The following is a 23,817-nucleotide window of genomic DNA, read 5'->3' on the forward strand; positions in this document are numbered from 1 at the left end:
TTGATCACTGCCGCATCTTTGCCATGTCGAATTTGATAAACGAATTCATTATAAAAACATTTAAATAGTATATGCCATGAATGCAATGAAAAACAGAGTGCAATTAATTGGAAACGTTGGAAACGAACCGGAAATTAAAATCTTAGAGAGCGGAACAAAACTAGCTCATCTGACTATCGCCACAAACGAAAGGTACACTAATGATAAAGGCGAGAAGGTAGAGCAAACAGAATGGCATCGTGTTACAGCCTGGGGAAAAACGGCTGAAATTATCGAAAAGTATGTTGTGAAAGGGAAAGAAGTTGCTATAGACGGAAAACTTACACACAGGAGCTATGATGATAAAAACGGAGAAAAAAGATATATTACGGAAGTTGTTGTAAATGAAATTTTACTGCTAAGTAAATAAGATTTTGAATTGATTAGTAAACCCGGCAGTACCGATGTATCGGAATTGTCGGGTTTTATATTTTAGAAAGTGTTGTTTTTTACAAAATTGAACCACCATTGATATCAGTTGTAAGTACTTCGCTCATATAATCAAAAAATGGTCTCATGTTTTTAAATGCATCGAGGGCTTTTTCCAGAAATAACGGACTCAATACTTCGTCATCTGTAAATCGCTTTATGACCAAAAATTGTTTAAAACGAAGCAAATCAATCGCCGGATGATTTACATCAAAACCTTTTGGAGCTGTTTTGAGCTGTTCGCCCTGCAAAGTTCCAAAGTTGCTGACAAACGATTTTGAGTTCAATATTTTTTCAAAAGTTTCAGGGTCATGAGCAAATTCTGCTCTTATTCGTTTTAAATCTGCTGCATTAGGTCCCCAAAAACCACCGGCAAAAAAACTATTTCCTTTTTCGATATGAAAATAATAACCACCTCGTCTTGCTGCTGTTGCGCGCGTGTAGCTGCCTCCCCAAAAAGTTTTAAAAGGAGTTTTGTCTTTTGAAAAGCGAATGTCACGATAAATACGGTAGACACTTCTTTTGCCGGAAGCTGTTTCCAGAACATCAGTTTTGGATAATTCATGAAGTAAAGCACCCGCAAAAGTTTCGATATGGTTTAATTCGGTCAGGTATTTCGGTTTATTTTCTTCAAACCAGGGTTTGTTGTTATTTTCTTTTAGCTGGTATAAAAAATCAAGGCTGGATTTTGGTATAATTGGGTTTTCCATAAATTTTAATTGAAAAAACGATTGTGATTTAAATAAAAACCCACCTGATTTCTCGGTGGGTTTTCTATATTTTGTTAAGCAGTTTTTTTGAATAAATCAAACATAGGACAGCGTGAGCAGCGTTTCTTTTCGCTCTTTTTATATTTCTCACAGCAGGAAGATTTACAGTTTTCAATCTTCTTAATCTTATCAAGGATTTCTTTTTTTTTCTTTTTATCCTTCTTTTTGTCTTTGTCCTTAACTTTATCTTTCTTGCTCACAGTTCATCTCAATTATAAAACTGAGACAAATATAAAACGAATAAAGTTATTTTTATGTATTCTAAATAAACTTTAACTATTTTTATTTTGGATTGATTGCAATAGAACTTGTAACTGTTAATTGCTGAATATCACGGTCGAACAAGTAAAGCCCGCCTTTGTCTTCACCTATCAGGTTAATTTTATCTAAGATAGATTTTGCTGTAGCTTCTTCTTCGATTTGTTCAGAAACATACCACTGTAAGAAATTGTGTGTAGCATAATCTTTTTCTGAAAAAGTAATATGTACTAATTCGTTGATAGATTCTGATACAAAAATTTCGTGGTTATAAAGTTCTTCAAACATTTCTTTAAATGTAGAATAGGTTATTTTCGGAGCTTTTAAATCTGTAATTACTGCATGTCCGCCACGCTCGTTTACATACTTTACTAATTTAAGCATGTGTGCGCGCTCTTCGTCTGACTGTGTGTACATAAATTGAGCAATTCCTTCTAATCCGTGTACTTCTGCCCAACAAGCCATTGATAAATAAGTTTGTGAAGACTCAGCTTCAATTCTGATTTGCTTGTTTAATGCTTCTTCTATATTTTTTGATAACATAATCTTGAGTTTTTTGTAAAGTTAAAAAAAATTAAGGAATTAAGACTTCTGTTATCAGCTATTGTAAACAATTCAGATTCAGACTAAATACAATGAAAATGGCAGAAATGATTTTAGTGATGAAATAATCACATATTTGCTGAGTACAAAAAAGCCCTAAAAGAAATTCCTTTAGGGCTAATTTTAATTAAAAAAACTGTAATCTATTTTATTTTGAAAGTAACTCTGCGTGCTAATCTTCTGGCTTCTTCAGAATCTTTTGCGATAGTTGTATCAGCTCCCTGAGCTAAAACATTTATTCTTGAAGGGGCAATACCAGCTTTCTCTAAGATGGTTTTTACATTGTTTGCTCTTGCAAGAGATAATTTTTCATTGTATTCTGATTTACCAATCTGATCAGCATATCCTAACAAATCAACAGATGAAGACGGATTGTTTTTTAAGTAAGTCAAAACAACATCTAAAGCAGCAGTTGATGTTTCAGCAGGAGTTGATTTGTTGAAATCAAAATAAACACTGAAATACTTATCGTTGATCATGTTTTTAATCAGATCTTTTTCTACCGGAGCAGGACCTGCAACTGGTTTTTCTATAACAGTTGGTTTTTTATCTGCTATTGTTTTAACCTGATTTTCAAGATCGGCAATTTTGCCTTCTAAACCGCTAACATCAGCATTGTTGCTTCTCACAGTCCAGTCAGCATGTTTTGCATATTTACCTAGATAAACATTCAGACCTACAGTACCTGTAAAAAGTTTTCCGTTAAATCCTCTTGAATCCGGGATTCTGGCCCCATCAAAAGTTAAATCTTGTGAACAATTGGCAATACTGCTAAAATCAGCTGTTAGTGCTACTCTGTTTGATAATTTGATTTGTCCTGTAATACCAACAATAAAATTACCCATGTAGTCCTTACCATTGTCCTTGCTGTCTAATCTTGAAACACCAAAACCAGCATGTCCTAATAAACCAAAAGTGTTAGTCCAGGTTTCAAAATTCATGATTCTTCCAAGGTTTGCAACACCTTGTAAATCTGCTCTGTAATACTTGGTATCAAAATCTGCAGAATTTTTTTTGTTTGTTAATCTGTTGTAACCTGCATCCAGCTTCAGACCGAATTCATTGTTCAGCATGTAACGGAACCCTAAATCAAGTGTGTACGGGCTTGGAGTAGATGTAAAATAACTATCACTAAAAGGACTTTGTGGTTTATTGTAACCTCCGGAAGCTTCTATGGACCATTTATTATAACCATCAGAAGTTGTTTTCTCGCTTTGTGCATTTACGTTTGCAAATGCAAGCGAAAACATTAATAAACTTGCGAATTTTTTCATTTTTTTAAAATTTAAATTTCCGCAAACCAACAATTAATTGAAGGGTTTTTCTTCCACTTTAAGACATAAATATATCAAAATAAGCTTAAAAAAATAAGACAAATATTACAATTACATTAAGTGATTAGGAATAAGTGTCTTAGTAAAAATTAATTTTTGTCTTTTATGAAGCGAATAAGGGTTTTAATCATATCCGTCAGTAAACTTACGCATGGTATACTGTTTTGTTTTAGTATCAAAATAGCCTAAAATGAAGTAATCTTTAAATTTCATTATATTTTCCAGTGCCACTTCTGTGTGGCTGTCCATAAAGAGATAGATTTTATCTAAGGCAAGCGGCTGCTGTTCTTCCGTAGTAAATTCCAATGCTTTGGTCCAGATTGTTTCAAAAAAAATGCTTTTTGACATTACGATTGGTTGAAATCCATCAAAACCCTGATCTATTAGTTGCTGTCCTCCGAGGGTAATAAAAAGATTCTTTTTGTTTTTAAAAACCGATACACCAAGATCTGAAGAAGATAACTGCTGCAGAAACTTAGCGGTATTTTTTAATTCTGTTGGTTTAAAATTATCCCTTTGAATCAATAAAGGAGAATTTTTAAAACGGATTGTATCGTTTTTTGAAACCGCAATACTTTTCATTACCGTTTGAGAATCAAGTTGCTTTACATCCAGCAAAAGTTCATCTGAATTGACATTAATCTGAAACAGTTTGTTTTCATGGTAGTAAGAGTTAGAAGACCGGCTTACTTTTTTATGATCCGGCTGCAAAAAGTTTTGCTCTTTTATTTCAAGATTGTTGAGGTTTATGTCAAACAACTGCGTTTTTTTCAGACTGTGATCAAAAGTCAAAATCAACCGATTGCTTAACAGGTACAATTTGGTCTTACTGACAACTTTGGATAACGGATTATATTGACCCGGTTCCATTTTTTCAATAGGATAATCCCTGAGGATCTGATTTAAAGATCGGGGTTGTGTTTTTCTGTCCTGAAACTTAAAAGGCGTAAAATCAAGTATTTTTTCCTCAACAATTCCGTTTTTAAAAACATATAGAATAAGCGCGGGTGCAGATTTGTGTTGTGTTAACAGATTAAAAGTGTTGTCTTTTTGAAATGAAGTAACAATTAACTCGCTTGAAACCTCAAATTGAAATTTTAAAGCTTTTGATGCTTTGGATTCAAAATAATATTTGACAATTATAATATCTTTTGATATTTCTGAATACCAGTATAAAGTGGGATTCCCGTCTTCGCTGAAGCTATATCCCATCAGCGACCTGTTTTTAAATTCTACCGGACCGGTAAACTGGTCTGTGAGGAATAAGGCGCTATTGTATTTTAAAATGGTAAAGTTTTCCTGTGAAGCTATAAACGTAACAACTTCATGGGTAACCGCATTTTCAAAGTTTAAAATCTGATCTGATTCTTTTGGGTTTTTAATATCCAGAGGGTAAGTGGTAACTACTGTCTGACCCAACAGAAGAGTATGGTAAATCACAGTTAAAAACAGAAATAGTTTCCTCATATTTTTTAAGAATAAAATCAATTCAAAATTAACGCCCGAATCCTGTTATGAATTCATCAGTTCCTGAAAGTAATCTACAAACTGGCCTAAATGCAAACCATCCATCAGGCCATGGTGAACATAAACGGCCATTGAAATGGTTCTTTTTCCGGATTCAGCAGTCATCATTTTTCCGAAAGAAACTTTCGGGCAGCTATCCGGATAGGTAAAACTGCGGGCATGCGTAAGCGATGTAAAATTTAACCACGGAATTGCCGAGAAATGAATAACATTATCATCATTAAATTCTCTTGTAAAAAGTCCGGTAGTGTTTTGGATGCGTGCAATTTCTGCCAGGGCATTTTCTTGGAATATCTTCAAATCCGGATTATATTCAATTAATGAAAATCCGAAAGTGCCATCTTCACGCCCAATAGTTGCCGAAACATCGACACGGTCATTGATGTAAATTTTATCGTCTGAAATCCTGTACTTAAAATTTTCAATTGTGTTTACAGCCACCAAAGTTTTGTGCAGATAATAGATAAAAAAAGAAACATTGAGGCTCTTTGCCGTTTGATAGGCTTTTGTGCAGTCAATTTCTACGGTTGCCCCAAAAAAAGGCTCTTCCATTTGTCGGAAATGAGCAAAATGTTCTTTTCTGTTCCAGTTTTCTAAATCTAAAAGTGTCTTCATTACAATAAATTATTAATCACTTCTGTGATTTTTTCAAAAGAACTAAAATGTTTATGTTCTACTTTATGGCTAATCTTTTCGTGCTCCCAGGTGGTGTGAAAAGGAATATGAACCGCATAACCGCCAATTCCCAAAACAGGCAATACATCTGATTTCAATGAATTTCCGATCATCAAAAATTCGTGTGCCTGAATATCCAGACGTCCAAGCAATTTTTCATAATCAATTTCCTGTTTGTCTGACATAACTTCAATATGGTGAAAATAATGTCCCAAACCTGAGCGGTGCAATTTGCTGTGCTGATCTTTTAAATCGCCTTTTGTAGCAACGACCAGTTTGTATTTTCCATGCAAAGCCTGAAGCGTTTCTTCGATTCCGTCAAGAAGTTCGATTGGTTTTTCGAGTAATTCTTTTCCGTACTGAATGATTTTTTCAATGACTTCAACGGGAATGGTATTGTTTGAAATATTCATTGCCGCTTCGATCATGGAAAGAATGTATCCTTTGATTCCGTAACCGTAAAGCGGTAAGTTTTCAATTTCAATTTTGAATAATTCCTGCGAAATACCCTGATGGGAAAGATAATCTTCCATCAAAGCACAAAATTTATGTTCGGTTTCCTGAAAATAAGGTTCGTTTACAAATAAAGTATCATCAGCATCAAATGCAATTACTTTAAGGTTTGGAATTTTGCTTTTATGTAACATAGTTTTTTTGTTTCAGGGTTTTTTTGTTTCAAGTTTCAGGTTTCAGGTTTCAGGTTTTGGGTTTTCGCACGAATTACACGAATTGGCACAAATTTTTTGCCACAGACTAAAATAGTTCAAAAAAAAATCTGCCTGATCTGCTCAATCTGCGTGAAACATTCTACCACAAATTACGCGAATTCCCACAAATTTTTCTCTACAGTTTAAAAGACTAAAATGATTCAAAAAGAATCTGCCTGATCTGCTCAATCTGCGTGAGGCTTTCTGCCACGAATTACACGAATTGGCACAAATTTTTCGCCACAGTTTAAAAGACTAAAATGATTCAAAAAGAATCTGCCTGATCTTCTCATCTGCGTGAAACATTCTACCACAAATTACGCGAATTCCCACAAATTTTTCGCCACAGTTTAAAAGACTAAAATGATTCAAAAAAATCTCCTTAATCTGCTCAATCTGCGTGAAACATTCTACCACAAATTACGCGAATTCCCACAAATTTTTCGCCACAGTTTAAAAGACTAAAATGATTCAAAAAGAATCTGCCTGATCTGCTCAATCTGCGTGAGGCTTTCTGCCACGAATTACAAGAATTGGCACAAATTTTTCGCCACAGTTTAAAAGACTAAAATGATTCAAAAAGAATCTGCCTGATCTGCTCAATCCGCGTGAAGCTTTCTGCCACGAATTACACTAATTGGCACAAATTTTTTGCCGCAGCTTAAAATGATTCAAAAAAATCTCCTTAATCTGCTCAATCTGCGTGAAACATTCTACCACGAATTCAGGAATTGAGACTAATTTTTTTGATAAATAATCTGCTCAATCTGCCAAATCTGCGTGAAACCTTTTTAATTAATTTTTTGAAAATAGTCTCTTTAGAGAAATCGTCTTATCGTAAAAAGTAATTCTGATTCCGAAAAGCAAAATGATTCCGCCAAAAACCATTTGTAAAGTTATTCGTTCTTCCAAAAACAACCAAGCTAATATTGAAGTAATTACAGCCTGACTTAATAAACTTAACGAAACCCTTGTAGCACGCATGTGTTGAGTAGCGTAACTAATAGAAAGCCAGGCGCACAATTGGCAAATCACAGCCTGCAATAATAACACAAACCAACCGGTATTTGAAAATCCTGAGAAAGGTTCGTTTAGCAAATAACAAAGAATACCCAGATAAATACTTGAAGCCAGTAAGCTAATGGTCATAAAAGACAACACATCAACCTGTGACAATACATTTTTGCTGACCAAAAGATAGATCGAATATAGAATTCCGGATAAAACCGCAAACAGAAATGCCTGATTGAAATTCATTTCGATAAAAAACTCAAAACCTACCAAAGTTATCATTCCCAATAAAGCGACCAGAGTTCCGATCCAGAAATTCGTTGCCGGTTTTGATTTTAAAAACAAAAATGTACCAACACCAACCCAAACCGGTGATAAATTGGTCAATAAAGAAGCTTGTGTTGCACTTGACTCCTGAATCGCAATATTCCAAACCGCAACATCCGAAGCAAATAAGATTCCGCAAAGCGCTGCCAAAAGAGTAAATTTTATTGTTGGAAGTTTAAAATTTTTACTCAAAAGCACATAAGGCAAAAGCAATATTACAGCAAATGCCATACGGTAAAATGCCGAAATCAATCCGGGAGCGAGACGGAGTTTTACTAAAATCGGAAAAATGGAAATGCAGAGTATACCGCAGATTAAGGCTAATCTTGGTTTGGTCAGTTTCATGGGGTGTTTTTTAAACGTGTACTAATTTTTTTAATTAATCAAAAAATTTCCTAATGATATATTCTTTTGTTTTATTGTCGTAATACCCCAGATAATAATTTGAATCTAATTTGTATAAGGTCTGTGATGAAACATCTGTATTTTCATCAAAAAAAGTTCTGATTTTATCAAAGGCAAGCGGTTTTAATTCTTCTTTAATATGATTATTATCTTTGTCGAATAAACATTCTATCTTCACAACTTTTCGATTAGCGTATGAATTAAAACTTTGCATCGTTGGATTATAATAAATAGCAGAAGCAGCAATTGCGCCAACCAGACCGAATTGGCCTAGAGCAATTTGTCCCGTAGATTGTTTCAACTCAGAAACGCTACCAAGAGTTACAAGTGTATTTTCTCCAATATGATAACATGAAATTCCAGAATATAAATTGTTTACTTTTCGGATAAATTGAGAACTGTTTTCTAATATTCTTTTCCCTCCGAAATCGCTTCCTTCCTGATAAATATCTGAATTTTTAAAATCTATAGGAGTATCGGGAGTTACATTGAATTCTTTTAGTAAATCTCCTTCCAGATTTTTAATTGTAAAGGCAAAAGAGTCAGGAGAGCTTTTAATCTGATATAATTTGTTATCAAAATAAAACGAATTAGAGTTTAGATTACTGCGGTTTTGAGTTACAATAATAGGTTTTTGAATAACTTTTTCTCTAATAGTGTAACTGTCTAAATTTATTGTTAGAATTTGCGTGTAATCGACATTTGTATCTAGCGTAATTATAATTTCTTTTTCGTTGAAATAACATTTTCTTTTTTTTGCGCCATCTGCTATTGAGCTTGGGTTTTCAGTTATAATATTTTGAATAGAAAATGGAGATTCAAAAGGGAGGAAGTTTTCTTCCAGAACACCATATAAACTCGTTTTTGTGTAGTCTTTTTTATAAAAGCGTAAAGTGTTTAAATCTATAGATTTTGTATCGTATTTTCCATCCTGGTCAAAAATATGCAGCTTAAAAATACTACTTTCTTTTATAACACTTAGAATATAGAATTTATCTTTTGAACTGAATTTTTGCAAATAGACTTCATCTTTAAATGGCAAAGTATATTGATTTATTGAAATTTTTCTGTTCCTAAAATCGTAGAGCTGTGAAAAAATCTGTTTATGGTTTGAAGATGACCAATATAATCTTGCATTAGAATTATTGGTATTATAACCTATCATATCGGTATATACTTTTTTGTCTGGTCTTTCGGTAGAGATACTGTCAGTTATCTGCATTTTTTCATTCAGTAAAATAGCTTTTACTTTCTCTTTATCACTAATAAATAAAGTTGTTTCTTTTTTGTTATTGTCAACAATTTGAAAAACATCTCTGTTTCGTTTTAACTCAACAGGAGTGTAATTCACAAGTTCTTGCGAAAAAGATAATAGAGCGCTGAAGAAAAATATTACTGTAAGTATTTTTTTAAACATAAATCAAGTTGTTGGCTTTTGGTTAATGATTTTCGTCAAATATAATTGGTTTAAAATATTTAGAAAACAAAAAGCGTGAATCAGCTAAAAATATTAATCGACTCACGCTTTTTTGTTGGTTTTAAACTGTTGCGAATTTGCTGCAGGCCTTTTGAATTTGTTTATCCGAAAACGGTTCGAGCGTTTTGGCTAACATTTTACTGGTTCTGATGCAGCTCATCATTTTTGTCCGGAGGCTGAGGTCATTTCCCATTTCACTTTCAAGCATAATCTTGAAAATTTCGGTTAAATGATCTGGCTGTTCCCTAAAGTCTTCTTCAAACCAAAGATTTGAAAGGAATTGTGCCATTGCCGTCATTACAGCCTTTTCTGATGTTTTTTCATTTTCTTTAGTCATAATCGAAAATATTAAACGCACGAAACCCTCGTGTTAGGTGTGACTAAATATCCGAAGATAGATTTAGGGTGGTTTCCCACTCCTTCACCATAACGAGGGTTCGCTTATTATTAACTTTAAATAAGTTTTTATTGAAAGTCTTCAGTATTTAGTCGAAACAAACTTACAAATATAAATTTGAAACAAATAACAAATTGTAGGAATTTTAGTTTGTTTTTTTGCCAATGTTGTCATTTCGAGGAATGAGAAATCGCACAGGAAACTCAACAACAGTGCGTGAATCTTGCGTGCGATTTCTCGTTCCTCGAAATGACAAATGAATATGTCTAAATCAGTTTAATTTACCGTTTCACCATTCGGAGCATCAGCATCCGGATTTATAAAAACTAATTTTCCTTCTGCATTTGTTGTCATCAGGATCATTCCCTGGCTTTCAACACCACGCAAAGCTCTTGGAGCAAGGTTTGCTAAAACAGAAACACGTTTACCGATAATTTCTTCCGGAGAGAAGCTTTCTGCAATTCCCGAAACAATGGTACGAACGTCAATTCCGGTATCTACTTTAAGAACCAGAAGTTTGTTTGCTTTTGGCATTTTCTCCGCTTCCAAAATTGTTCCGACACGAATATCCATTTTCGCAAAATCCTCAAACTGAATTAAGTCTTTTTGTGGTTCCGGTTGTTTGCTTTCGGCTAGGTTTGCGGTTTTTGTAGCTTCCAATTTATCTATTTGTTTTTGTATTTCTTCGTCTTCAATTTTTGCAAAAAGCAGTTCTGCTTCGCCAATTTTGTGGTTTTGAGGAAATAAATTCCAATCTTCAAATTCCAAATTCCAACTTAAATCTTTAATGTTTAGAATTTTTGAAAGTTTAGCCGCTGTAAAAGGCAAAAACGGTTCAGCCAAAACACTCAGTGCAGCTGCAATTTGCAACGCTACGTACATTTGAGTTTTTACACGCTCCGGATTGTCTTTCATTACTTTCCACGGCTCTTCGTCAGCAAGGTATTTGTTTCCTAAACGGGCAACATTCATCAATTCTCCCAAAGCTTCACGGAATCTGTAACGCTCAACCGAACTTGAAATCACAGCCGGATAGGCTTTTAATTCTGCTAAAGTGGCTTCGTCAATTTCTGTAAATTCATTTGGCGTCGGAACAACACCATCGTAATATTTGTTGGTTAAAACCACAACACGATTAATAAAGTTTCCGAAAATGGCAACTAATTCGTTGTTATTTCTGGCCTGAAAATCTTTCCAGGTAAAATCGTTATCTTTTGTTTCCGGTGCGTTTGATGTTAAAGCATAACGCAAAACATCCTGCTTATCCGGGAATTCTTCTAAATATTCGTGCAGCCAAACCGCCCAGTTTTTAGAAGTCGAAAGTTTGTTTCCTTCCAGATTCAAAAACTCATTTGCCGGAACATTATCTGGTAAAATATAACTTCCTTCGGCTTTTAGCATTGCCGGAAAAATGATACAGTGAAAAACAATATTGTCTTTTCCGATAAAGTGAACCAATTTGGTATCCTGATCTTTCCAGTACGGTTCCCAGTCTTTTCCTTCGCGGGCTGCCCATTCTTTTGTAGAAGAAATGTATCCGATAGGCGCATCAAACCAAACGTAAAGTTTTTTCCCTTCTGCACCTTCAACCGGAACGTCAATTCCCCAGTCAAGGTCACGTGTTACCGCGCGAGGCTCAAGTCCGCCATCAACCCATGATTTAACCTGTCCGTAAACATTAGGTTTCCAGTCGCTTTTATGTCCGACCAAAATCCATTCCTGAAGAAATTCAGTATATCTGTCCAAAGGTAAAAACCAGTGTTTTGTTGCTTTTAAAATTGGGGTTTCTCCCGTAATTGTTGATTTTGGATTAATCAAATCCGTAGCATTCAAAGTCGATCCGCAATTTTCACACTGATCTCCGTAAGCTCCTTCATTACCACATCTTGGACAAGTACCCACTACAAAACGGTCTGCCAGAAACTGATTCGCTTTTGCATCGTACAACTGCTCTGTAACTTCTTCAATAAAATCTCCCTTATCATACAAAGTCCTAAAGAATTCAGAAGCCGTATCGTGATGAATTTTAGCAGAAGTTCTTGAATAATTGTTGAAAGAAATTCCAAAATCTGAAAATGATTTGCGGATAATTCCATCATATTTATCAATAACTTCCTGTGGCGTAATACCTTCTTTTTTTGCTTTCATCGAAATAGCAACACCGTGTTCATCGCTTCCGCAAATAAACGCAACATCTTTTCCCTGCAAACGTAAATATCTCGAATAAATATCTGCCGGTACATAAACCCCCGCCAAATGCCCAATATGTATAGGTCCGTTGGTGTAAGGCAAAGCAGCCGTAATAGTATATCTTTTTGGATTCTGTATCATAACTCAATTTTATTGAGTGCAAAAATAAGCAATAGAATTGAGATTTTAATATTGCGCAGTGATTCGATAATTTTTCTTTGTGAATCTCCGCACAATAATCACAAAATTTCCTTCAACAAAAACCTTATAGTCTTTTTGACTATATTTGAAAAAAATATCAGAAACATGAAAAAAATATATCTTACCTTTTTAATCCTGTTTTCCTATTGTGTTTATTCTCAGTCGCAATCAGGGAAAAATCTAAAGGAGAATCAATATTCGAATCCGATTTTTGCCGGAGATTATCCTGATCCGAGTTTGCTCAGGGACGGAAAAGATTATTATGTGGTTCATTCTTCATTTGAATATTATCCCGGACTTTTAATCTGGCATTCGACGGATTTGATGAATTGGCAACCGGTAACGAATGCCCTTCATAAATATGTTGGTGCGGTTTGGGCTCCCGATTTGATAAAGTATAACAATAAGTTTTATATTTATTTTCCGGCCAATAATACCAATTTTGTTGTGACTGCTGACTCTATTAATGGTCCATGGAGCGAACCTGTTGATTTAAAAATAGGAAATATAGATCCGGGACATATTGCGGATGAAAACGGAAATCGATTTTTATATTTCAGTAATGGCGGTTATGTTGCCCTTTCAAAAGACGGACTTTCTGTAACCAGCGAGCTGAAACACGTTTATGATGGCTGGAAAATACCCAGAGAATGGAGTATTGAATGTTTTTGTATGGAAGGTCCGAAGCTCTTTAAGCGCGGTGAATATTATTATCTCACAGTAGCCGAAGGCGGAACTGCCGGACCGGCGACAAGCCATATGGTAATTTCTGCCCGATCAAAATCGCCTTTAGGACCTTGGGAAAATTCGCCGCACAATCCGATTTTGCGTACGCAAAGCAGTTCTGAAACCTGGTGGTCTAAAGGACACAGCACGATTTTTGAAGATATAAACGGAAAATGGTGGATGCTTTTTCATGCGTATGAGAAAAATTTCTATAACCTGGGGCGCCAGACTTTATTGCAGCCGGTAGAATGGACAAAAGACGGCTGGTACAAAATGCCTAAAGAGATCCAGACCGATAAACCGATTACAAAACCAAAAGGAGTTGCCTTACCGGAATTTTCTCTGACAGACAATTTCTCCGGAACGGTACTTAAGCCGCAATGGAAGTTTTATAACGGAGTGGAAGATTCCCGTTTTAAAGTTGCAAATAATGCTTTGACGATACAAGGAAAAGGGGATAATGTCGGAAACAGTTCGCCTCTTGTAGTAGTTCCGGGTGGACATTCTTATACGGCTGAGGTCGAAATGGAAATAGAAGGAGATGCAACGGGAGGGTTGGTTCTCTTTTATGACAACAGGTACTTTTCGGGAATTTTGGCAGATCAAACCAATATTTTGACGAATCTGCGAGGCTGGCAATTTACAACGGAAAAGAATACACATAAAAAGAAAGTTTTTCTTCGACTTAAAAATATCGAAAACACAGTCGATATGTATTACAGTATTGATGGAAAAGAATGGAAAAAAATAGAAAATTCGGTTGAGGTTTCTTCTTACAACCACAATGTTTTAAGTGGTTTTCTGGGTTTGAGAATTGGTCTTTGCTCAATCGGAAAAGGAAGTGTTACGTTTAAAAACTTCGTTTATAAAACCTTGTAAATTCGTATCCCGAAAATGTTCGACTTTACTTTGCCAGGTAAACAAATCTGTAAACAGCAAAACCCGTATCTTTGCAAAAGCAATAACTAAGATGTAAAATTATGGCAAAAGGACCTGAAAAAAACACAAAGAATAAGGCTTTGCATACCAAATTACTCAATCGGAAAAAGGCCAAAATTCAGGAAGAAAAAAGAGAAAGGGCACTTCGTTTAAAAGCTTTAGTGGCAAAAATGAATGAGAAGAAGAACACTGACGAATCTGATGCGAAGTAAATCAATCGTATCTGAGATCAGAAAATCGTATATTTAAGTAGAACCAGTTTAAACTACGTTTGCCTTTCTTAAATAAGAATATATTTTGCAACCTTTGCAGCGAAAAACAAAGCAAATTTATGAGCAAGACTAAACTTATTATCAATAAAAACGGATCTATAAAAATAGAAGGAGAATTTGAAATTATGGATGCCGAAGGAACGGTTTACGGTTTACAGGGAAGATCTGCACTGGGTCTTTGCCGTTGCGGATTATCTGCAAACAAACCTTTCTGCGATGGAGGACACCGTAATAATTTCGAACATGATTCGATCGCATTTGACTTACCTCCGATGAAAACAAACTAAGATTCTGTTTCAAAATAAAAAAAGCTGCATTTTATAATGCAGCTTTTTTTATTTCTATATCGTAATGAATTAAACATAAAGTTCGCCACGCATCGTGATTACAGATGAACCGCCAACCAAAACATCTTTTTCGCGGTTCATTACCTCGATTACAGAAGGCTGGTTTAGTTTGACACCCTGAAGGATTTTATATTCCTTATTCACTTCTGCATATCTGTTTTTGGTCAGAAAGGCAATCAGCGGGCCGGCTGCCGTGCCTGTTGCCGGATCTTCTTCGATACCAATTATCGGGTTAAAGAAGCGGGCTTCAACAATATGATCCTGATTTTCATCAGAAACGGCAAAACAATAAAATCCCTCGAATTGATACTCTTTTGAGATTTCGATTAATAGTTTGCTGTCCGGAATACATTCGTTCAGTAATTTGCTGTTTCTTACCGGAACCATTGTGTGTGAAACTTCCGTTTGTACCACAGTAGGAATCAACATATCGATTTCTAAATCTTCAATCTTAAAACCTAGTGCTATTGCTATTTTATAAGTAGGAACCTGATGTTTAATCACAGCCTGTTTCTGATGCATCTGTACAATCGGGTCTCCGGTTGCAGGCTCAAAACTCACGGTTAGCGGAATTGGGGCGTTTTTCATCATTACAAAACGATTGTTTTCTTCCTGATCCTTAAAGATGGGCATTTTTTTTAGTAAAGCCCCGGAAACTGCACCCAGTAAATTGTGCCCGGCACCGTCAATTTCAAAACCTATAGGAGTAAAGGAACGAACATTAAGCGCTTTTTGTGCAGGCGAATAATAAACAAAAGAAGTTTCTGAGTAGCCAAATTCCTTGGCAATGTTTTGATACACTTCCAGTTCTAAATCACCATCTGTAAAAACAACTGACAAAGGATTTCCTTTATAGCTTGTATTGGAAAATACATCCAATACGTAATATTCTAATGTTGTTCTTTGTTTCATAAATGCATATTTTTTCAGGATTACTTTTGCCAGAAGGACAAATCATAAATTTGCAATCGTCCTGACAATCCATAAAAATACTACAAATAAAACAAAATAAAATTGTGCTTTGTTAACTTTTTGGTTACCAAATTTCCGAACCAGTACTCTTTCAAGTAATAAAAGTATAAAAACCGGAATCAGACTAAAAAGAATATAGATCCCAAGTAATCCATCCTGGGCAGAATTTCCGGTTATTAGAATTATGGCATAAAGGCTTCCGCCAATAATGTAGAAAATTCCTAAGATGAAAAACAGGGTCACATTTTTTAGAATATTTTTCATCTTAGGAATTGATTTATTTGAACACTACTCTTTTAGCAGTCTTTGCAATTTTGACAATATGAAAAGGCTGCGTTATTACAGAAGTTAGGTCCCCTTTTGTCAGCTGCTCTACATTGACAATTATGCTTGTTTTTGTTTGACTAATTTTTGTGATATCGACAGAGTATCCTCCACTGTGGCGTACTTCATCAATAATAGCAATCACTTGATACTTTTCAAAATCAATATCAGTTTCGTTCAGTTGAGTTATTGAGTAAGAGGTCAGACGATTTTTTAAAATATTCCACTGATCATTATTTTTAATAACCAGATTTGTTTTGGGACTTTCAAAGTTTCCGTTAAAATGATTTCCCTGACCGATTACCGAAAATTGTACTTCTGATACTTCTGAATCATTATCACTGCTGCAACCTGTCAATAAAAATAAAATGCTAAATAATAAAATAATCTGTTTCATGATTTTGTTTTTTTGGTTATGAAAAGACGGAATCACCTTGCGTGATTCGTATTATTAACAGATATTTTTTTTTATAAAAGGTTGCGTTGCCTTTTTTAATAATGGTTTGATTTTTAAACTAATATATAAAAATGTTTTGCAATTTAATTGACCCTTTATAAATAAGACAAAAGGATTCTTCTTAATCATTGCAAAACAAATTTAAAACCGATGAATTTACTCCTTAGTGAAAGCAAATATTTTATAGCTTATTCCAAATGTCAAACTATTGGTTTTACCACTAAGACTCGGTCCGGTATATGTATTGGTTTCATTATAACTGTTTACTTCAACATCGCCTAATGTATTGACCAATCCTAAGCTGTATCTTAAGTCAAATCGAAAACGATTATATCCTCCCGTTATACCAAGACCAACACCATAATTAAATTTTGAAGAATTTGATAAATCATTTTCATCCAACAGATAAGGTAAATAATATTGCCCCGTAACATCTGAACCCTTAGCGGGTGCAAACGGGTCTACAACTGTAGCGAATATACCTGCCTGCGGACCCACAAAGAATTCGTCTTCTTCAGGTTTTAAAATGTAGTAGTTTAAATAAAGGCCAAAATTAAAATCGGCGTATTTGTATTTTGATGTTTTTGCTCCACTGAAATCACCTTCTACATATTTTACATCTATGTTATTTTGTTTGTAACCAATTTCCAGTTGATAATTATAATTTTCATGATAGCCCATAAGCATATTTAACGATGTATAAAATCCAGGTTTGCCTTCACTAAGTAAATCAGATGATTTTAAATCTGTCTGGTTAAACCCAGCTGCAAGGTAAAAACCTCTTGGAGCCTGACTGTAAATAGATAAATTAAAAAAGAATATTGTGATAAGTATTGTTAGTTTTTTCATTGTTTAAATTTTATTTGCATTCAATGTAATCAGTATCAGAAATAAAAGACAGGATATTTCTGTTCTCTTCGTCGGCAACATCATATTTCTGCAGTTTTGATATTACTTCAGGACAGTCAGAAAAATGCTTTCTGACCATAGGAGCGATTTTTCCCCGCAGTTCTATGTTTTCATCTGATCTTCCTGATGTTGCATCAATTTGATCTATTATGGTTTCGTTATTGTCAATGACATATAGTTCATAATATGTTTTAGAAGACATAAACTTCCCGGTAGCTGTAGATGATGTTACGGTTATAGCAACACCAATAAGTTTTTTGTCTTCTTTTTCTGCAAACACAAAATATACCTTAGCTCGTTTTTTTTGGTTTAAGTGAAATGATTTTAAGTAACTAAGACCTAAAAAGGCATAATCAAGATCTTCGAACTTGATATACTTTTCCCAGCTTTTTCCAACATTAACATAGGATATTCTTTTGTCAACCAGTATGACTTCTGTGAGTGCATCCCTGACAAGTGACTTATTCCCTTTTTTATCAACGATGTAAGATGACTGTGCAAATGAGAACGTCGAGACAAAAAGAAGAAGGAGTAATAACTTTTTCATTTTAATTCTCTGTTAAGTTTACGGATGAATTCAAGGTGAAAATAGATGGCTTAAAAATAACATTACAAAAAACTGCCGTAAGCTTTCCGTTTGATGATGACAGATATACTAAGCCTTCTCTGGCAACAGAATATTCGATGTAGTTAAATTTTACACAAACCTGATCTTTTTCTAAGAAAGAAGTTGGGCAATCCGGGCAAATTCTGTAAACTCCGGGTGTTGGAACATCTTCACTTGCAAATTCTATAGTAAGATCACCCTGCAAATTACCAGCTCTGATTTCGAAATTGCTATTGTAATTTGTAGTATACACTGAGAATGTAAGTGGAGAAAAAGAACCACCTTCAAAGGTCATGGTATTTTTGTTAGGGTTACATGGAATATTTGGCGCATTGATTTCAACAAGAGTCGAAGTTTCGTTGCTTTCACAAATACCTTTGGTGGTTTTTAATTTATATTCCCCCGCCATGGCAACGGTAACATTTGCAATTACCGGATTCGGAAGGTTTGACTGGAAATTATTTGGTCCCGTCCAGACATAATTTAATTCAGGATTATCCTCAAAAGGAGTTTTTAGTTGTAATGTTCCACCCGGGACAAGCGGGGAGTTGCTTGATGTTGTGACATCAGGTAAATAGCAGACTACTGCTTCACTTGAACAACTCGAAAGAATACATACAAAAGCAAATAAAAAAAGTAAAGTTTTTTTCATAAAATTCTGGAATAACGTTTGTTTTTGGTATAAAAAGGTGCTAAAGTATAATTTTATTAAGTTTTTTATTCCTTTTATTTTTGGAAAAACATTTTCCCTTTAAAAATTAAAGGCAACTCTCTCATTTAGTTTGATTTGGATAAGTTCAATTTTTAGTTTTGATTTTAACAATAAGTATATTTTGTTTGAATTTCTTAGCTTTTCAATAGATATTTAACATATTTTCAGCCTCAAAAAAATTCCTGTTAACAATTTTCTTGTAGTAATAACTCTATATTTGCCTCAATAAAATTAAAATAAAGCCCAAATGAAAGATTTAAAGAAAATTATGTTTTTTGCGATTGCTATTTTTACATTAGCAATGTCAACATCATGCAGTAGTGATGATTCTAAAGATGATGAAAATGATGATCAACCGACAACAGATTTCATCCAGTTCAAGTACAAAGAAAGTGATTACACTTATGAGTCATCATTCTCTTCTTCTGATAATATAAATATTTCAGGTTCCACAGGAATTGATGATACGTATCAAAAAGTTACTTTATGGTTGCCTTTAAATCCAACAGTTGGAAGTCATAATGTAGTTTATGATTTGCAAAACCTTACAACCACTTATCAGGCAAGTTTTTCTTTTAAGCCGGAACTTACCAATGCCAGTGCAACATCAGGAACAATCAATATTACAAAAGTAAACGCTAGCAGAATCGAAGGAACTTTTAGTTTTTCAGGAACTCAGGGTGATAAGACATTTACTGTTACACAAGGTCGCTTCAGTGTAGAGAGATTCTAATTTTTTCTGAATAAATTATAAGACAGCAGTAGGCAAAAGTTTACTGCTGTTTTTTTATGTTCAAAAACCATTTCTTTTCTCCATTATTTTCTCCGAAATTTGCAGCAAACCCGTTAAACAAACTCAAAATGGAATTCGGCAGAATCATAATTTCAGAAACCGCAGCAAACAGCGGTAATCCCCAGGATGTTATCAATTCTAATATTTCGGTAATCAACCTGATGCGTGAAGAAAAAATCGACGACGATCTGATTCACGAAGACGCATTGATGAGTTATTATTTAGATTATTATACCTCAAAATACACCGAAGGAAATTTTGCCAGATTTGTTTATGATTCCGGATGGAACAAAGAACTGAACGAATTAATCGAGGAAGGTCTTGCATTTATTGGTGCCGAAAAACATCTGGCATTATTTCAGGAACAAAACAGAAAACTGCGTTTACAAAGTACTATCAAACTAGGGAAGTTCCTAAAAGCAAAATTTGAAGGCCCAAATCCGTTTCGTGATTTACTGAATAATGATTTGTTTTTTGAACTGGATGAAAATCTGGCCGAATTAAATGCCGCTTTTCTAAAATCTCATCCGGATACAGAGGTGCTTTCTGTAGATGAAATGTTTGCTGCCTTAGAAGAATTTGTAGGACGTGAGATCAAAAGAGATTAGCATTTATTTTGCAGAGATTCACGAAAATGAAACAAAAAGTTACATTCAAACTTTAGAAAATCTGTGTTTGTTTTGTACAACTCTGTGAAATTGTAGTTAAGCGATAAGTTTGTCCGCAATCTTAACAAACATTTCCTTAAATTTGCTTCCATTATAAAAAAAATACAATAGTTACAAAAATCAAGCTATGTTACAAATCGCATTTATTAGAGAAAATCAGGAGAAAGTAATCAAGGCTTTGGCAAAACGAAATATCGATGCTAAAAGCGTTGTTGAAGAAGTGGTGCAATTAGATGAAAACCGTCGCGCTGCGCAGGTAGAATTAGACAATACTTTATCGGAATCTAATAAATTATCCAAAGATATAGGCGAGCTGATGAAAGCGGGAGAGAAATCTAAAGCCGCAATCCTAAAAGAAAAAACAGTTTCGCTAAAAGAAAAAAGCAAAGAATTGGGCGAAAAAGCAGAAGCTTTGGCTGTCGAATTAACAAACAAATTATACACATTACCAAATCTTCCGGCAGATATTGTTCCTGAAGGGAAAACTCCGGATGATAATCTTAATGTTTTTCAGGAAGGAGATATTCCGGTTTTGCACGAAGGCGCACAGCCACACTGGGAACTGGTAAAGAAATACGATATCATCGATTTTGAATTGGGTGTAAAAATTACAGGTGCTGGTTTTCCGGTTTACAAAGGAAAAGGTGCCCGTCTGCAACGTGCTTTAATCAATTATTTTTTAGATAAAAACACAGCTGCAGGATATAACGAAGTTCAGGTACCGCATTTGGTAAACGAGGCTTCAGGTTACGGAACAGGACAATTGCCGGATAAAGAAGGGCAGATGTATCATTCTACAATTGATGATTTATATCTGATTCCAACAGCTGAGGTTCCGGTTACGAATTTATTCCGTGATGTCATTTTAAACGAAAGCGAATTGCCGGTTTTACATACCGCTTATACACCATGTTTCCGTCGTGAAGCGGGTTCTTATGGAGCGCACGTGAGAGGATTAAACCGTTTGCATCAATTTGATAAAGTAGAAATTGTTCGTATCGAACATCCGGATAATTCTTATCAGGCACTTGACGGAATGGTAGAACATGTGAAAAGCATTTTGCAGGAGCTGAAATTACCATACAGAGTTTTGCGTCTTTGCGGCGGAGACATGGGATTCACATCTGCTTTGACCTATGATTTTGAAGTATTTTCTACTGCACAGGATCGCTGGTTAGAAATCAGTTCAGTTTCTAACTTCGAAACTTTCCAGGCAAACCGTCTTAAATTACGTTTTAAAGACAAAGATGGTAAAAACCAATTAGCACACACCCTAAACGGAAGTTCATTGGCTTTGCCAAGAGTTTTAGCAGGAATTTTAGAAAACTACCAAACGCCTGAAGGAATCGTAATCCCGGAAGTTTTACGTCCTTACTGCGGATTTGATATTATAAACTAAATTTTTAGTAATTTAGAGTCAAACCTAACAGTCCCGAAGCCTCGGGATAAAACCTGTTAGGTTTCTTAATTATTTAAAATGCCACATTTAAAAACTGAAATATGAAAAACATCTTTATCTATATCGTTTTGTTGTGGTCAGGTCTTATGTTTTCTCAAAATGAGCAGTTAGCTCAGTATTACTACGATAAAGGAGATTTCGAGAAAGCTAAAATTAGTTACGAACAGCTTTTAAATGCTTCGCCATCCAACACTCAGTATTTTTTAAGAACGGTAGATTGTTATCAGCAATTGCAACAGTTTGATATAGCCCAAAAAGCAATTCAGGAAAGGTACAACCGATACAGACAAGGTGTTTTTCTGGTTGAATTAGGCTATAATTTTCAATTACAAAAAAACGATTCCAAAGCCAAAAACTATTACGATCAGGCGATTGAAAAAATAAAAACCAATTCAAATGACGTTTACGGTATTGCTAACTCTTTTGAGAAAAAGGTTTTGCTGGAATATGCCTTAAAAGCATATCAGGTGGCGATGGAAATTCAGCCCAATTATAATTTTAATTTTCAGATCGGAATGTTGTATGGTCAGATCGGAAAGACTGATCAGATGATTGATCTTCTGTTGACAGAATCGTATAAGAATCCTCAAAATTCAAACCTGATTCAAACACAGTTAGCGCGTTTTATGAACGGCGAAACAGACAACACAGCTTTTAAGGATGCGATGCGAAAAGCGTTAATCCTTAGAACACAAAAAGATCAGGATGTTTTTTGGAATCATTATTTAAGCTGGTTTTATGTACAGCAAAAAGAATTTGGAAAAGCCTTTATTCAGGAAAAAGCGATTTACAAAAGAGAACCGGAGTCGTTAATCAGTATTGTGAACCTTAGTCAGTTTGCCTTAAACGAAGATGATACAGAAACAGCCGAAGAGATTTTAAATTTCATTCTTTTAAATACCAAAGACATAGATCTGCTGATTCAGACCAATGCGCGTTTAATGGAAATTAAAATAGCTAAATCTCAGGAGAAAGATTATCCGGCAATAAATGCAGAATTGCAGCAATTGCTTACTACCTACGAAATAACTCCATTTAGCTTATCTTTGCAAATCATTCAGGCACATTTTCTGGCTTTTAATTTAAAAAAACCTGAGGAAGGCAAAGCAATAATAAAAAAAGCATTAGACCTTAATCTGAACGAATATCAAAGAGCAGATGCCAAAATGGAACTGGGTGATATTTTGCTTTTGGAAGAAAAATTCAATCAGGCACTGATTTATTATTCACAGATTCAGCTGGATCTTAAGAATGATGTCATGTCGCATGAAGCAAGTTTAAAAGCAGCAAAAACAAGTTATTATAAAACTGATTTTGAATGGGCATTAAAACAATTCAAGGAATTAAAGTCAGCCAACACACAATTGATTGCCAATGATGCTCTTGAATATTTTTTACTGATTAATGATAATACGGTTGCAGACTCGACACAAACGGCATTAAAGCAATTTGCAAAAGGAGATTTTCTGCTTTACCAAAATAAAAAACCCGAAGCTATTGCCCAGTTTCAGAATATTCTGAAGAGTTTTAAAGGGCAGGAAATAGAAGCTGTAACAATGTTGCGTTTAGGGAAAATTTACGAAAGCCAGAAAGATTATGCTTCATCGTTAAGCCAGTACCAGCAAATAATTGACCATCACAGCGACGGAATTTATGTAGACGAAGCATTGTTTTTTTCTGCAGAAATATACAACGACGAATTAAAAGATACAGAAAAGGCAAAGCCTTTATATGAAAAAGTAATTTTCAATCATCAGGATAGTATTTACTTTGTTGATGCGAGGAAAAAATACCGTGAATTAAGAGGAGATAAGAATTTGTAATTAAATACCAAAAAGCAAATTCCATCCCGAAGTCCCGGGACGAAACAAAAAGAATTAGTAATATGATGATTTGCAAAAGATTTTAAAACCAACAGTAAAAAAACTCAGCAGCTTAGAATCTCAGCATCTCAGAACCTTTAGAAAAAATGATTATTTACAACGTTACCACCAATATACACGAAAGCGTTCATGACCAATGGTTAAAATGGATGCAGGAAAAACACATACCGGAAATCTTAGCAACCCAAAAATTTTCATCTGCCCGAATTGTAAAAGTTCTGGTTGAAGAAGAAATGGGAGGCGTAACCTATTCTGTGCAGTATACAACTGATAATAAAGAGATTTTAGAAAAGTATTATCTTGAAGATCAGCCTAAATTTGACAGAGAAGCTCTGGAGTTATTTGCTGATAAGATGCTTTCATTCAGAACAGAATTGGAAGTTATTTCGGAGCATTAGA

25 protein-coding genes are annotated in these 23,817 nt (G+C 34.7%); 9 read left to right on the forward strand and 16 right to left on the reverse strand.

Annotated features, from left to right (window positions below):
• Nucleotides 1-76 precede the first annotated feature (76 nt).
• Nucleotides 77-409, forward strand: a complete 333-nt coding sequence (locus DCO46_RS00525) for a single-stranded DNA-binding protein (protein ID WP_116750638.1) — start codon at nucleotides 77-79, stop codon at nucleotides 407-409.
• A 79-nt stretch (nucleotides 410-488) separates the two neighbouring features.
• Here the strand turns inward: DCO46_RS00525 and DCO46_RS00530 are convergent, their stop codons facing one another.
• The 10 genes from DCO46_RS00530 to metG all read right to left on the reverse strand — a co-directional run bounded on the left by DCO46_RS00530 (nucleotide 489) and on the right by metG (nucleotide 12,290).
• Complete coding sequence (locus tag DCO46_RS00530; RefSeq protein ID WP_116750639.1) at nucleotides 489-1,178, reverse strand: DUF2461 domain-containing protein; 690 nt, start codon at nucleotides 1,176-1,178, stop codon at nucleotides 489-491.
• A gap of 342 nt (nucleotides 1,179-1,520) precedes the next feature.
• Nucleotides 1,521-2,039 (reverse strand): ferritin, encoded by a 519-nt coding sequence (locus DCO46_RS00540; RefSeq protein ID WP_116750641.1) that lies wholly within the window; start codon nucleotides 2,037-2,039, stop codon nucleotides 1,521-1,523.
• 203 nt (nucleotides 2,040-2,242) lie between these two features.
• Nucleotides 2,243-3,373, reverse strand: a complete 1,131-nt coding sequence (locus DCO46_RS00545) for an OmpA family protein (RefSeq protein WP_116750642.1) — start codon at nucleotides 3,371-3,373, stop codon at nucleotides 2,243-2,245.
• Nucleotides 3,374-3,556: 183 nt separating this feature from the next.
• Nucleotides 3,557-4,900: a hypothetical protein gene (locus DCO46_RS00550; protein ID WP_116750643.1), complete on the reverse strand. Its 1,344-nt coding sequence runs from the start codon at nucleotides 4,898-4,900 to the stop codon at nucleotides 3,557-3,559.
• Between the two features lie 45 nt (nucleotides 4,901-4,945).
• Complete coding sequence (locus tag DCO46_RS00555; protein WP_116750644.1) at nucleotides 4,946-5,575, reverse strand: chloramphenicol acetyltransferase; 630 nt, start codon at nucleotides 5,573-5,575, stop codon at nucleotides 4,946-4,948.
• A complete protein-coding gene (locus DCO46_RS00560; protein WP_116750645.1) occupies nucleotides 5,575-6,282 on the reverse strand; it encodes an HAD family hydrolase in 708 nt (235 codons plus the stop codon). Before DCO46_RS00560 ends, DCO46_RS00555 begins: the two co-directional genes overlap by 1 nt.
• Before the next feature lie 855 nt (nucleotides 6,283-7,137).
• Nucleotides 7,138-8,025 carry a DMT family transporter gene (locus DCO46_RS00565; RefSeq protein ID WP_116750646.1) on the reverse strand — a complete coding sequence of 296 codons (888 nt, stop codon included), beginning with the start codon at nucleotides 8,023-8,025 and terminating at the stop codon, nucleotides 7,138-7,140.
• Between the two features lie 34 nt (nucleotides 8,026-8,059).
• Nucleotides 8,060-9,502, reverse strand: a complete 1,443-nt coding sequence (locus tag DCO46_RS00570; protein ID WP_116750647.1) for a hypothetical protein — start codon at nucleotides 9,500-9,502, stop codon at nucleotides 8,060-8,062.
• A gap of 121 nt (nucleotides 9,503-9,623) precedes the next feature.
• Nucleotides 9,624-9,899 carry a hypothetical protein gene (locus DCO46_RS00575; RefSeq protein ID WP_116750648.1) on the reverse strand — a complete coding sequence of 92 codons (276 nt, stop codon included), beginning with the start codon at nucleotides 9,897-9,899 and terminating at the stop codon, nucleotides 9,624-9,626.
• 336 nt (nucleotides 9,900-10,235) lie between these two features.
• The gene (metG, locus tag DCO46_RS00580; protein WP_116750649.1) at nucleotides 10,236-12,290 is read right to left on the reverse strand and encodes a methionine--tRNA ligase; all 2,055 of its coding nucleotides are present in this window, start codon (nucleotides 12,288-12,290) and stop codon (nucleotides 10,236-10,238) included.
• A 165-nt stretch (nucleotides 12,291-12,455) separates the two neighbouring features.
• Here metG and DCO46_RS00585 point away from each other — a divergent pair, with 165 nt between their 5' ends.
• From DCO46_RS00585 to DCO46_RS00590, 3 genes are all read left to right on the forward strand, one after another.
• Nucleotides 12,456-13,955 carry a family 43 glycosylhydrolase gene (locus DCO46_RS00585; protein WP_116750650.1) on the forward strand — a complete coding sequence of 500 codons (1,500 nt, stop codon included), beginning with the start codon at nucleotides 12,456-12,458 and terminating at the stop codon, nucleotides 13,953-13,955.
• Between the two features lie 101 nt (nucleotides 13,956-14,056).
• Nucleotides 14,057-14,227 carry a hypothetical protein gene (locus DCO46_RS22590; protein ID WP_165828775.1) on the forward strand — a complete coding sequence of 57 codons (171 nt, stop codon included), beginning with the start codon at nucleotides 14,057-14,059 and terminating at the stop codon, nucleotides 14,225-14,227.
• Nucleotides 14,228-14,346: 119 nt separating this feature from the next.
• Nucleotides 14,347-14,574, forward strand: coding sequence for a CDGSH iron-sulfur domain-containing protein (locus DCO46_RS00590; protein ID WP_116750651.1), 228 nt, complete (start codon nucleotides 14,347-14,349; stop codon nucleotides 14,572-14,574).
• A gap of 69 nt (nucleotides 14,575-14,643) precedes the next feature.
• Here DCO46_RS00590 and DCO46_RS00595 read toward each other — a convergent pair whose 3' ends face one another.
• The 6 genes from DCO46_RS00595 to DCO46_RS00620 form a co-directional block, all read right to left on the reverse strand.
• Nucleotides 14,644-15,546, reverse strand: coding sequence for a PhzF family phenazine biosynthesis protein (locus DCO46_RS00595; protein ID WP_116750652.1), 903 nt, complete (start codon nucleotides 15,544-15,546; stop codon nucleotides 14,644-14,646).
• Nucleotides 15,547-15,588: 42 nt separating this feature from the next.
• Nucleotides 15,589-15,870, reverse strand: a complete 282-nt coding sequence (locus DCO46_RS00600; protein WP_116750653.1) for a hypothetical protein — start codon at nucleotides 15,868-15,870, stop codon at nucleotides 15,589-15,591.
• Nucleotides 15,871-15,883: 13 nt separating this feature from the next.
• The gene (locus DCO46_RS00605; protein WP_116750654.1) at nucleotides 15,884-16,327 is read right to left on the reverse strand and encodes a protease complex subunit PrcB family protein; all 444 of its coding nucleotides are present in this window, start codon (nucleotides 16,325-16,327) and stop codon (nucleotides 15,884-15,886) included.
• Between the two features lie 216 nt (nucleotides 16,328-16,543).
• A complete protein-coding gene (locus DCO46_RS00610; protein WP_116750655.1) occupies nucleotides 16,544-17,236 on the reverse strand; it encodes an outer membrane beta-barrel protein in 693 nt (230 codons plus the stop codon).
• Between the two features lie 10 nt (nucleotides 17,237-17,246).
• Nucleotides 17,247-17,843 (reverse strand): hypothetical protein, encoded by a 597-nt coding sequence (locus tag DCO46_RS00615; RefSeq protein WP_116750656.1) that lies wholly within the window; start codon nucleotides 17,841-17,843, stop codon nucleotides 17,247-17,249.
• A gap of 1 nt (nucleotide 17,844) precedes the next feature.
• Nucleotides 17,845-18,555 carry an immunoglobulin domain-containing protein gene (locus DCO46_RS00620; protein WP_116750657.1) on the reverse strand — a complete coding sequence of 237 codons (711 nt, stop codon included), beginning with the start codon at nucleotides 18,553-18,555 and terminating at the stop codon, nucleotides 17,845-17,847.
• A 307-nt stretch (nucleotides 18,556-18,862) separates the two neighbouring features.
• Between DCO46_RS00620 and DCO46_RS00625 the strand changes: the two genes are divergently transcribed.
• The 5 genes from DCO46_RS00625 to DCO46_RS00645 all read left to right on the forward strand — a co-directional run bounded on the left by DCO46_RS00625 (nucleotide 18,863) and on the right by DCO46_RS00645 (nucleotide 23,816).
• The gene (locus DCO46_RS00625) at nucleotides 18,863-19,348 is read left to right on the forward strand and encodes a DUF6252 family protein (RefSeq protein WP_116750658.1); all 486 of its coding nucleotides are present in this window, start codon (nucleotides 18,863-18,865) and stop codon (nucleotides 19,346-19,348) included.
• Between the two features lie 128 nt (nucleotides 19,349-19,476).
• A complete protein-coding gene (locus DCO46_RS00630) occupies nucleotides 19,477-20,016 on the forward strand; it encodes a hypothetical protein (protein WP_116750659.1) in 540 nt (179 codons plus the stop codon).
• A 187-nt stretch (nucleotides 20,017-20,203) separates the two neighbouring features.
• Complete coding sequence (gene serS / locus DCO46_RS00635) at nucleotides 20,204-21,475, forward strand: serine--tRNA ligase (protein WP_116750660.1); 1,272 nt, start codon at nucleotides 20,204-20,206, stop codon at nucleotides 21,473-21,475.
• Between the two features lie 101 nt (nucleotides 21,476-21,576).
• The gene (locus DCO46_RS00640) at nucleotides 21,577-23,358 is read left to right on the forward strand and encodes a tetratricopeptide repeat protein (protein WP_116750661.1); all 1,782 of its coding nucleotides are present in this window, start codon (nucleotides 21,577-21,579) and stop codon (nucleotides 23,356-23,358) included.
• Between the two features lie 146 nt (nucleotides 23,359-23,504).
• Entirely contained in the window at nucleotides 23,505-23,816 is a 312-nt protein-coding gene (locus DCO46_RS00645) for a DUF4286 family protein (protein WP_116750662.1), read from the forward strand.
• Nucleotide 23,817: the final 1 nt, after the last annotated feature.

It is taken from the genome of Flavobacterium sp. HTF, from assembly GCF_003105115.1.
GTDB lineage: Bacteria > Bacteroidota > Bacteroidia > Flavobacteriales > Flavobacteriaceae > Flavobacterium.

Coding starts and splice junctions, on each gene's coding strand:
- DCO46_RS00550 (WP_116750643.1), bottom strand. CDS start 4,900: ATGAGGAAACTATTTCTGTTTTTAACTGTGATTTACCATACTCTTCTG.
- DCO46_RS00620 (WP_116750657.1), bottom strand. CDS start 18,555: ATGAAAAAAACTTTACTTTTTTTATTTGCTTTTGTATGTATTCTTTCG.
- DCO46_RS00605 (WP_116750654.1), bottom strand. CDS start 16,327: ATGAAACAGATTATTTTATTATTTAGCATTTTATTTTTATTGACAGGT.
- DCO46_RS00630 (WP_116750659.1), top strand. CDS start 19,477: ATGGAATTCGGCAGAATCATAATTTCAGAAACCGCAGCAAACAGCGGT.
- DCO46_RS00570 (WP_116750647.1), bottom strand. CDS start 9,502: ATGTTTAAAAAAATACTTACAGTAATATTTTTCTTCAGCGCTCTATTA.
- DCO46_RS00545 (WP_116750642.1), bottom strand. CDS start 3,373: ATGAAAAAATTCGCAAGTTTATTAATGTTTTCGCTTGCATTTGCAAAC.
- DCO46_RS00600 (WP_116750653.1), bottom strand. CDS start 15,870: ATGAAAAATATTCTAAAAAATGTGACCCTGTTTTTCATCTTAGGAATT.
- DCO46_RS00610 (WP_116750655.1), bottom strand. CDS start 17,236: ATGAAAAAACTAACAATACTTATCACAATATTCTTTTTTAATTTATCT.
- DCO46_RS00555 (WP_116750644.1), bottom strand. CDS start 5,575: ATGAAGACACTTTTAGATTTAGAAAACTGGAACAGAAAAGAACATTTT.
- DCO46_RS00560 (WP_116750645.1), bottom strand. CDS start 6,282: ATGTTACATAAAAGCAAAATTCCAAACCTTAAAGTAATTGCATTTGAT.
- metG (WP_116750649.1), bottom strand. CDS start 12,290: ATGATACAGAATCCAAAAAGATATACTATTACGGCTGCTTTGCCTTAC.
- DCO46_RS22590 (WP_165828775.1), top strand. CDS start 14,057: ATGGCAAAAGGACCTGAAAAAAACACAAAGAATAAGGCTTTGCATACC.
- DCO46_RS00640 (WP_116750661.1), top strand. CDS start 21,577: ATGAAAAACATCTTTATCTATATCGTTTTGTTGTGGTCAGGTCTTATG.
- DCO46_RS00625 (WP_116750658.1), top strand. CDS start 18,863: ATGAAAGATTTAAAGAAAATTATGTTTTTTGCGATTGCTATTTTTACA.
- DCO46_RS00585 (WP_116750650.1), top strand. CDS start 12,456: ATGAAAAAAATATATCTTACCTTTTTAATCCTGTTTTCCTATTGTGTT.
- DCO46_RS00590 (WP_116750651.1), top strand. CDS start 14,347: ATGAGCAAGACTAAACTTATTATCAATAAAAACGGATCTATAAAAATA.
- DCO46_RS00575 (WP_116750648.1), bottom strand. CDS start 9,899: ATGACTAAAGAAAATGAAAAAACATCAGAAAAGGCTGTAATGACGGCA.
- DCO46_RS00530 (WP_116750639.1), bottom strand. CDS start 1,178: ATGGAAAACCCAATTATACCAAAATCCAGCCTTGATTTTTTATACCAG.
- DCO46_RS00645 (WP_116750662.1), top strand. CDS start 23,505: ATGATTATTTACAACGTTACCACCAATATACACGAAAGCGTTCATGAC.
- DCO46_RS00565 (WP_116750646.1), bottom strand. CDS start 8,025: ATGAAACTGACCAAACCAAGATTAGCCTTAATCTGCGGTATACTCTGC.
- DCO46_RS00540 (WP_116750641.1), bottom strand. CDS start 2,039: ATGTTATCAAAAAATATAGAAGAAGCATTAAACAAGCAAATCAGAATT.
- DCO46_RS00615 (WP_116750656.1), bottom strand. CDS start 17,843: ATGAAAAAGTTATTACTCCTTCTTCTTTTTGTCTCGACGTTCTCATTT.
- DCO46_RS00595 (WP_116750652.1), bottom strand. CDS start 15,546: ATGAAACAAAGAACAACATTAGAATATTACGTATTGGATGTATTTTCC.
- serS (WP_116750660.1), top strand. CDS start 20,204: ATGTTACAAATCGCATTTATTAGAGAAAATCAGGAGAAAGTAATCAAG.
- DCO46_RS00525 (WP_116750638.1), top strand. CDS start 77: ATGAATGCAATGAAAAACAGAGTGCAATTAATTGGAAACGTTGGAAAC.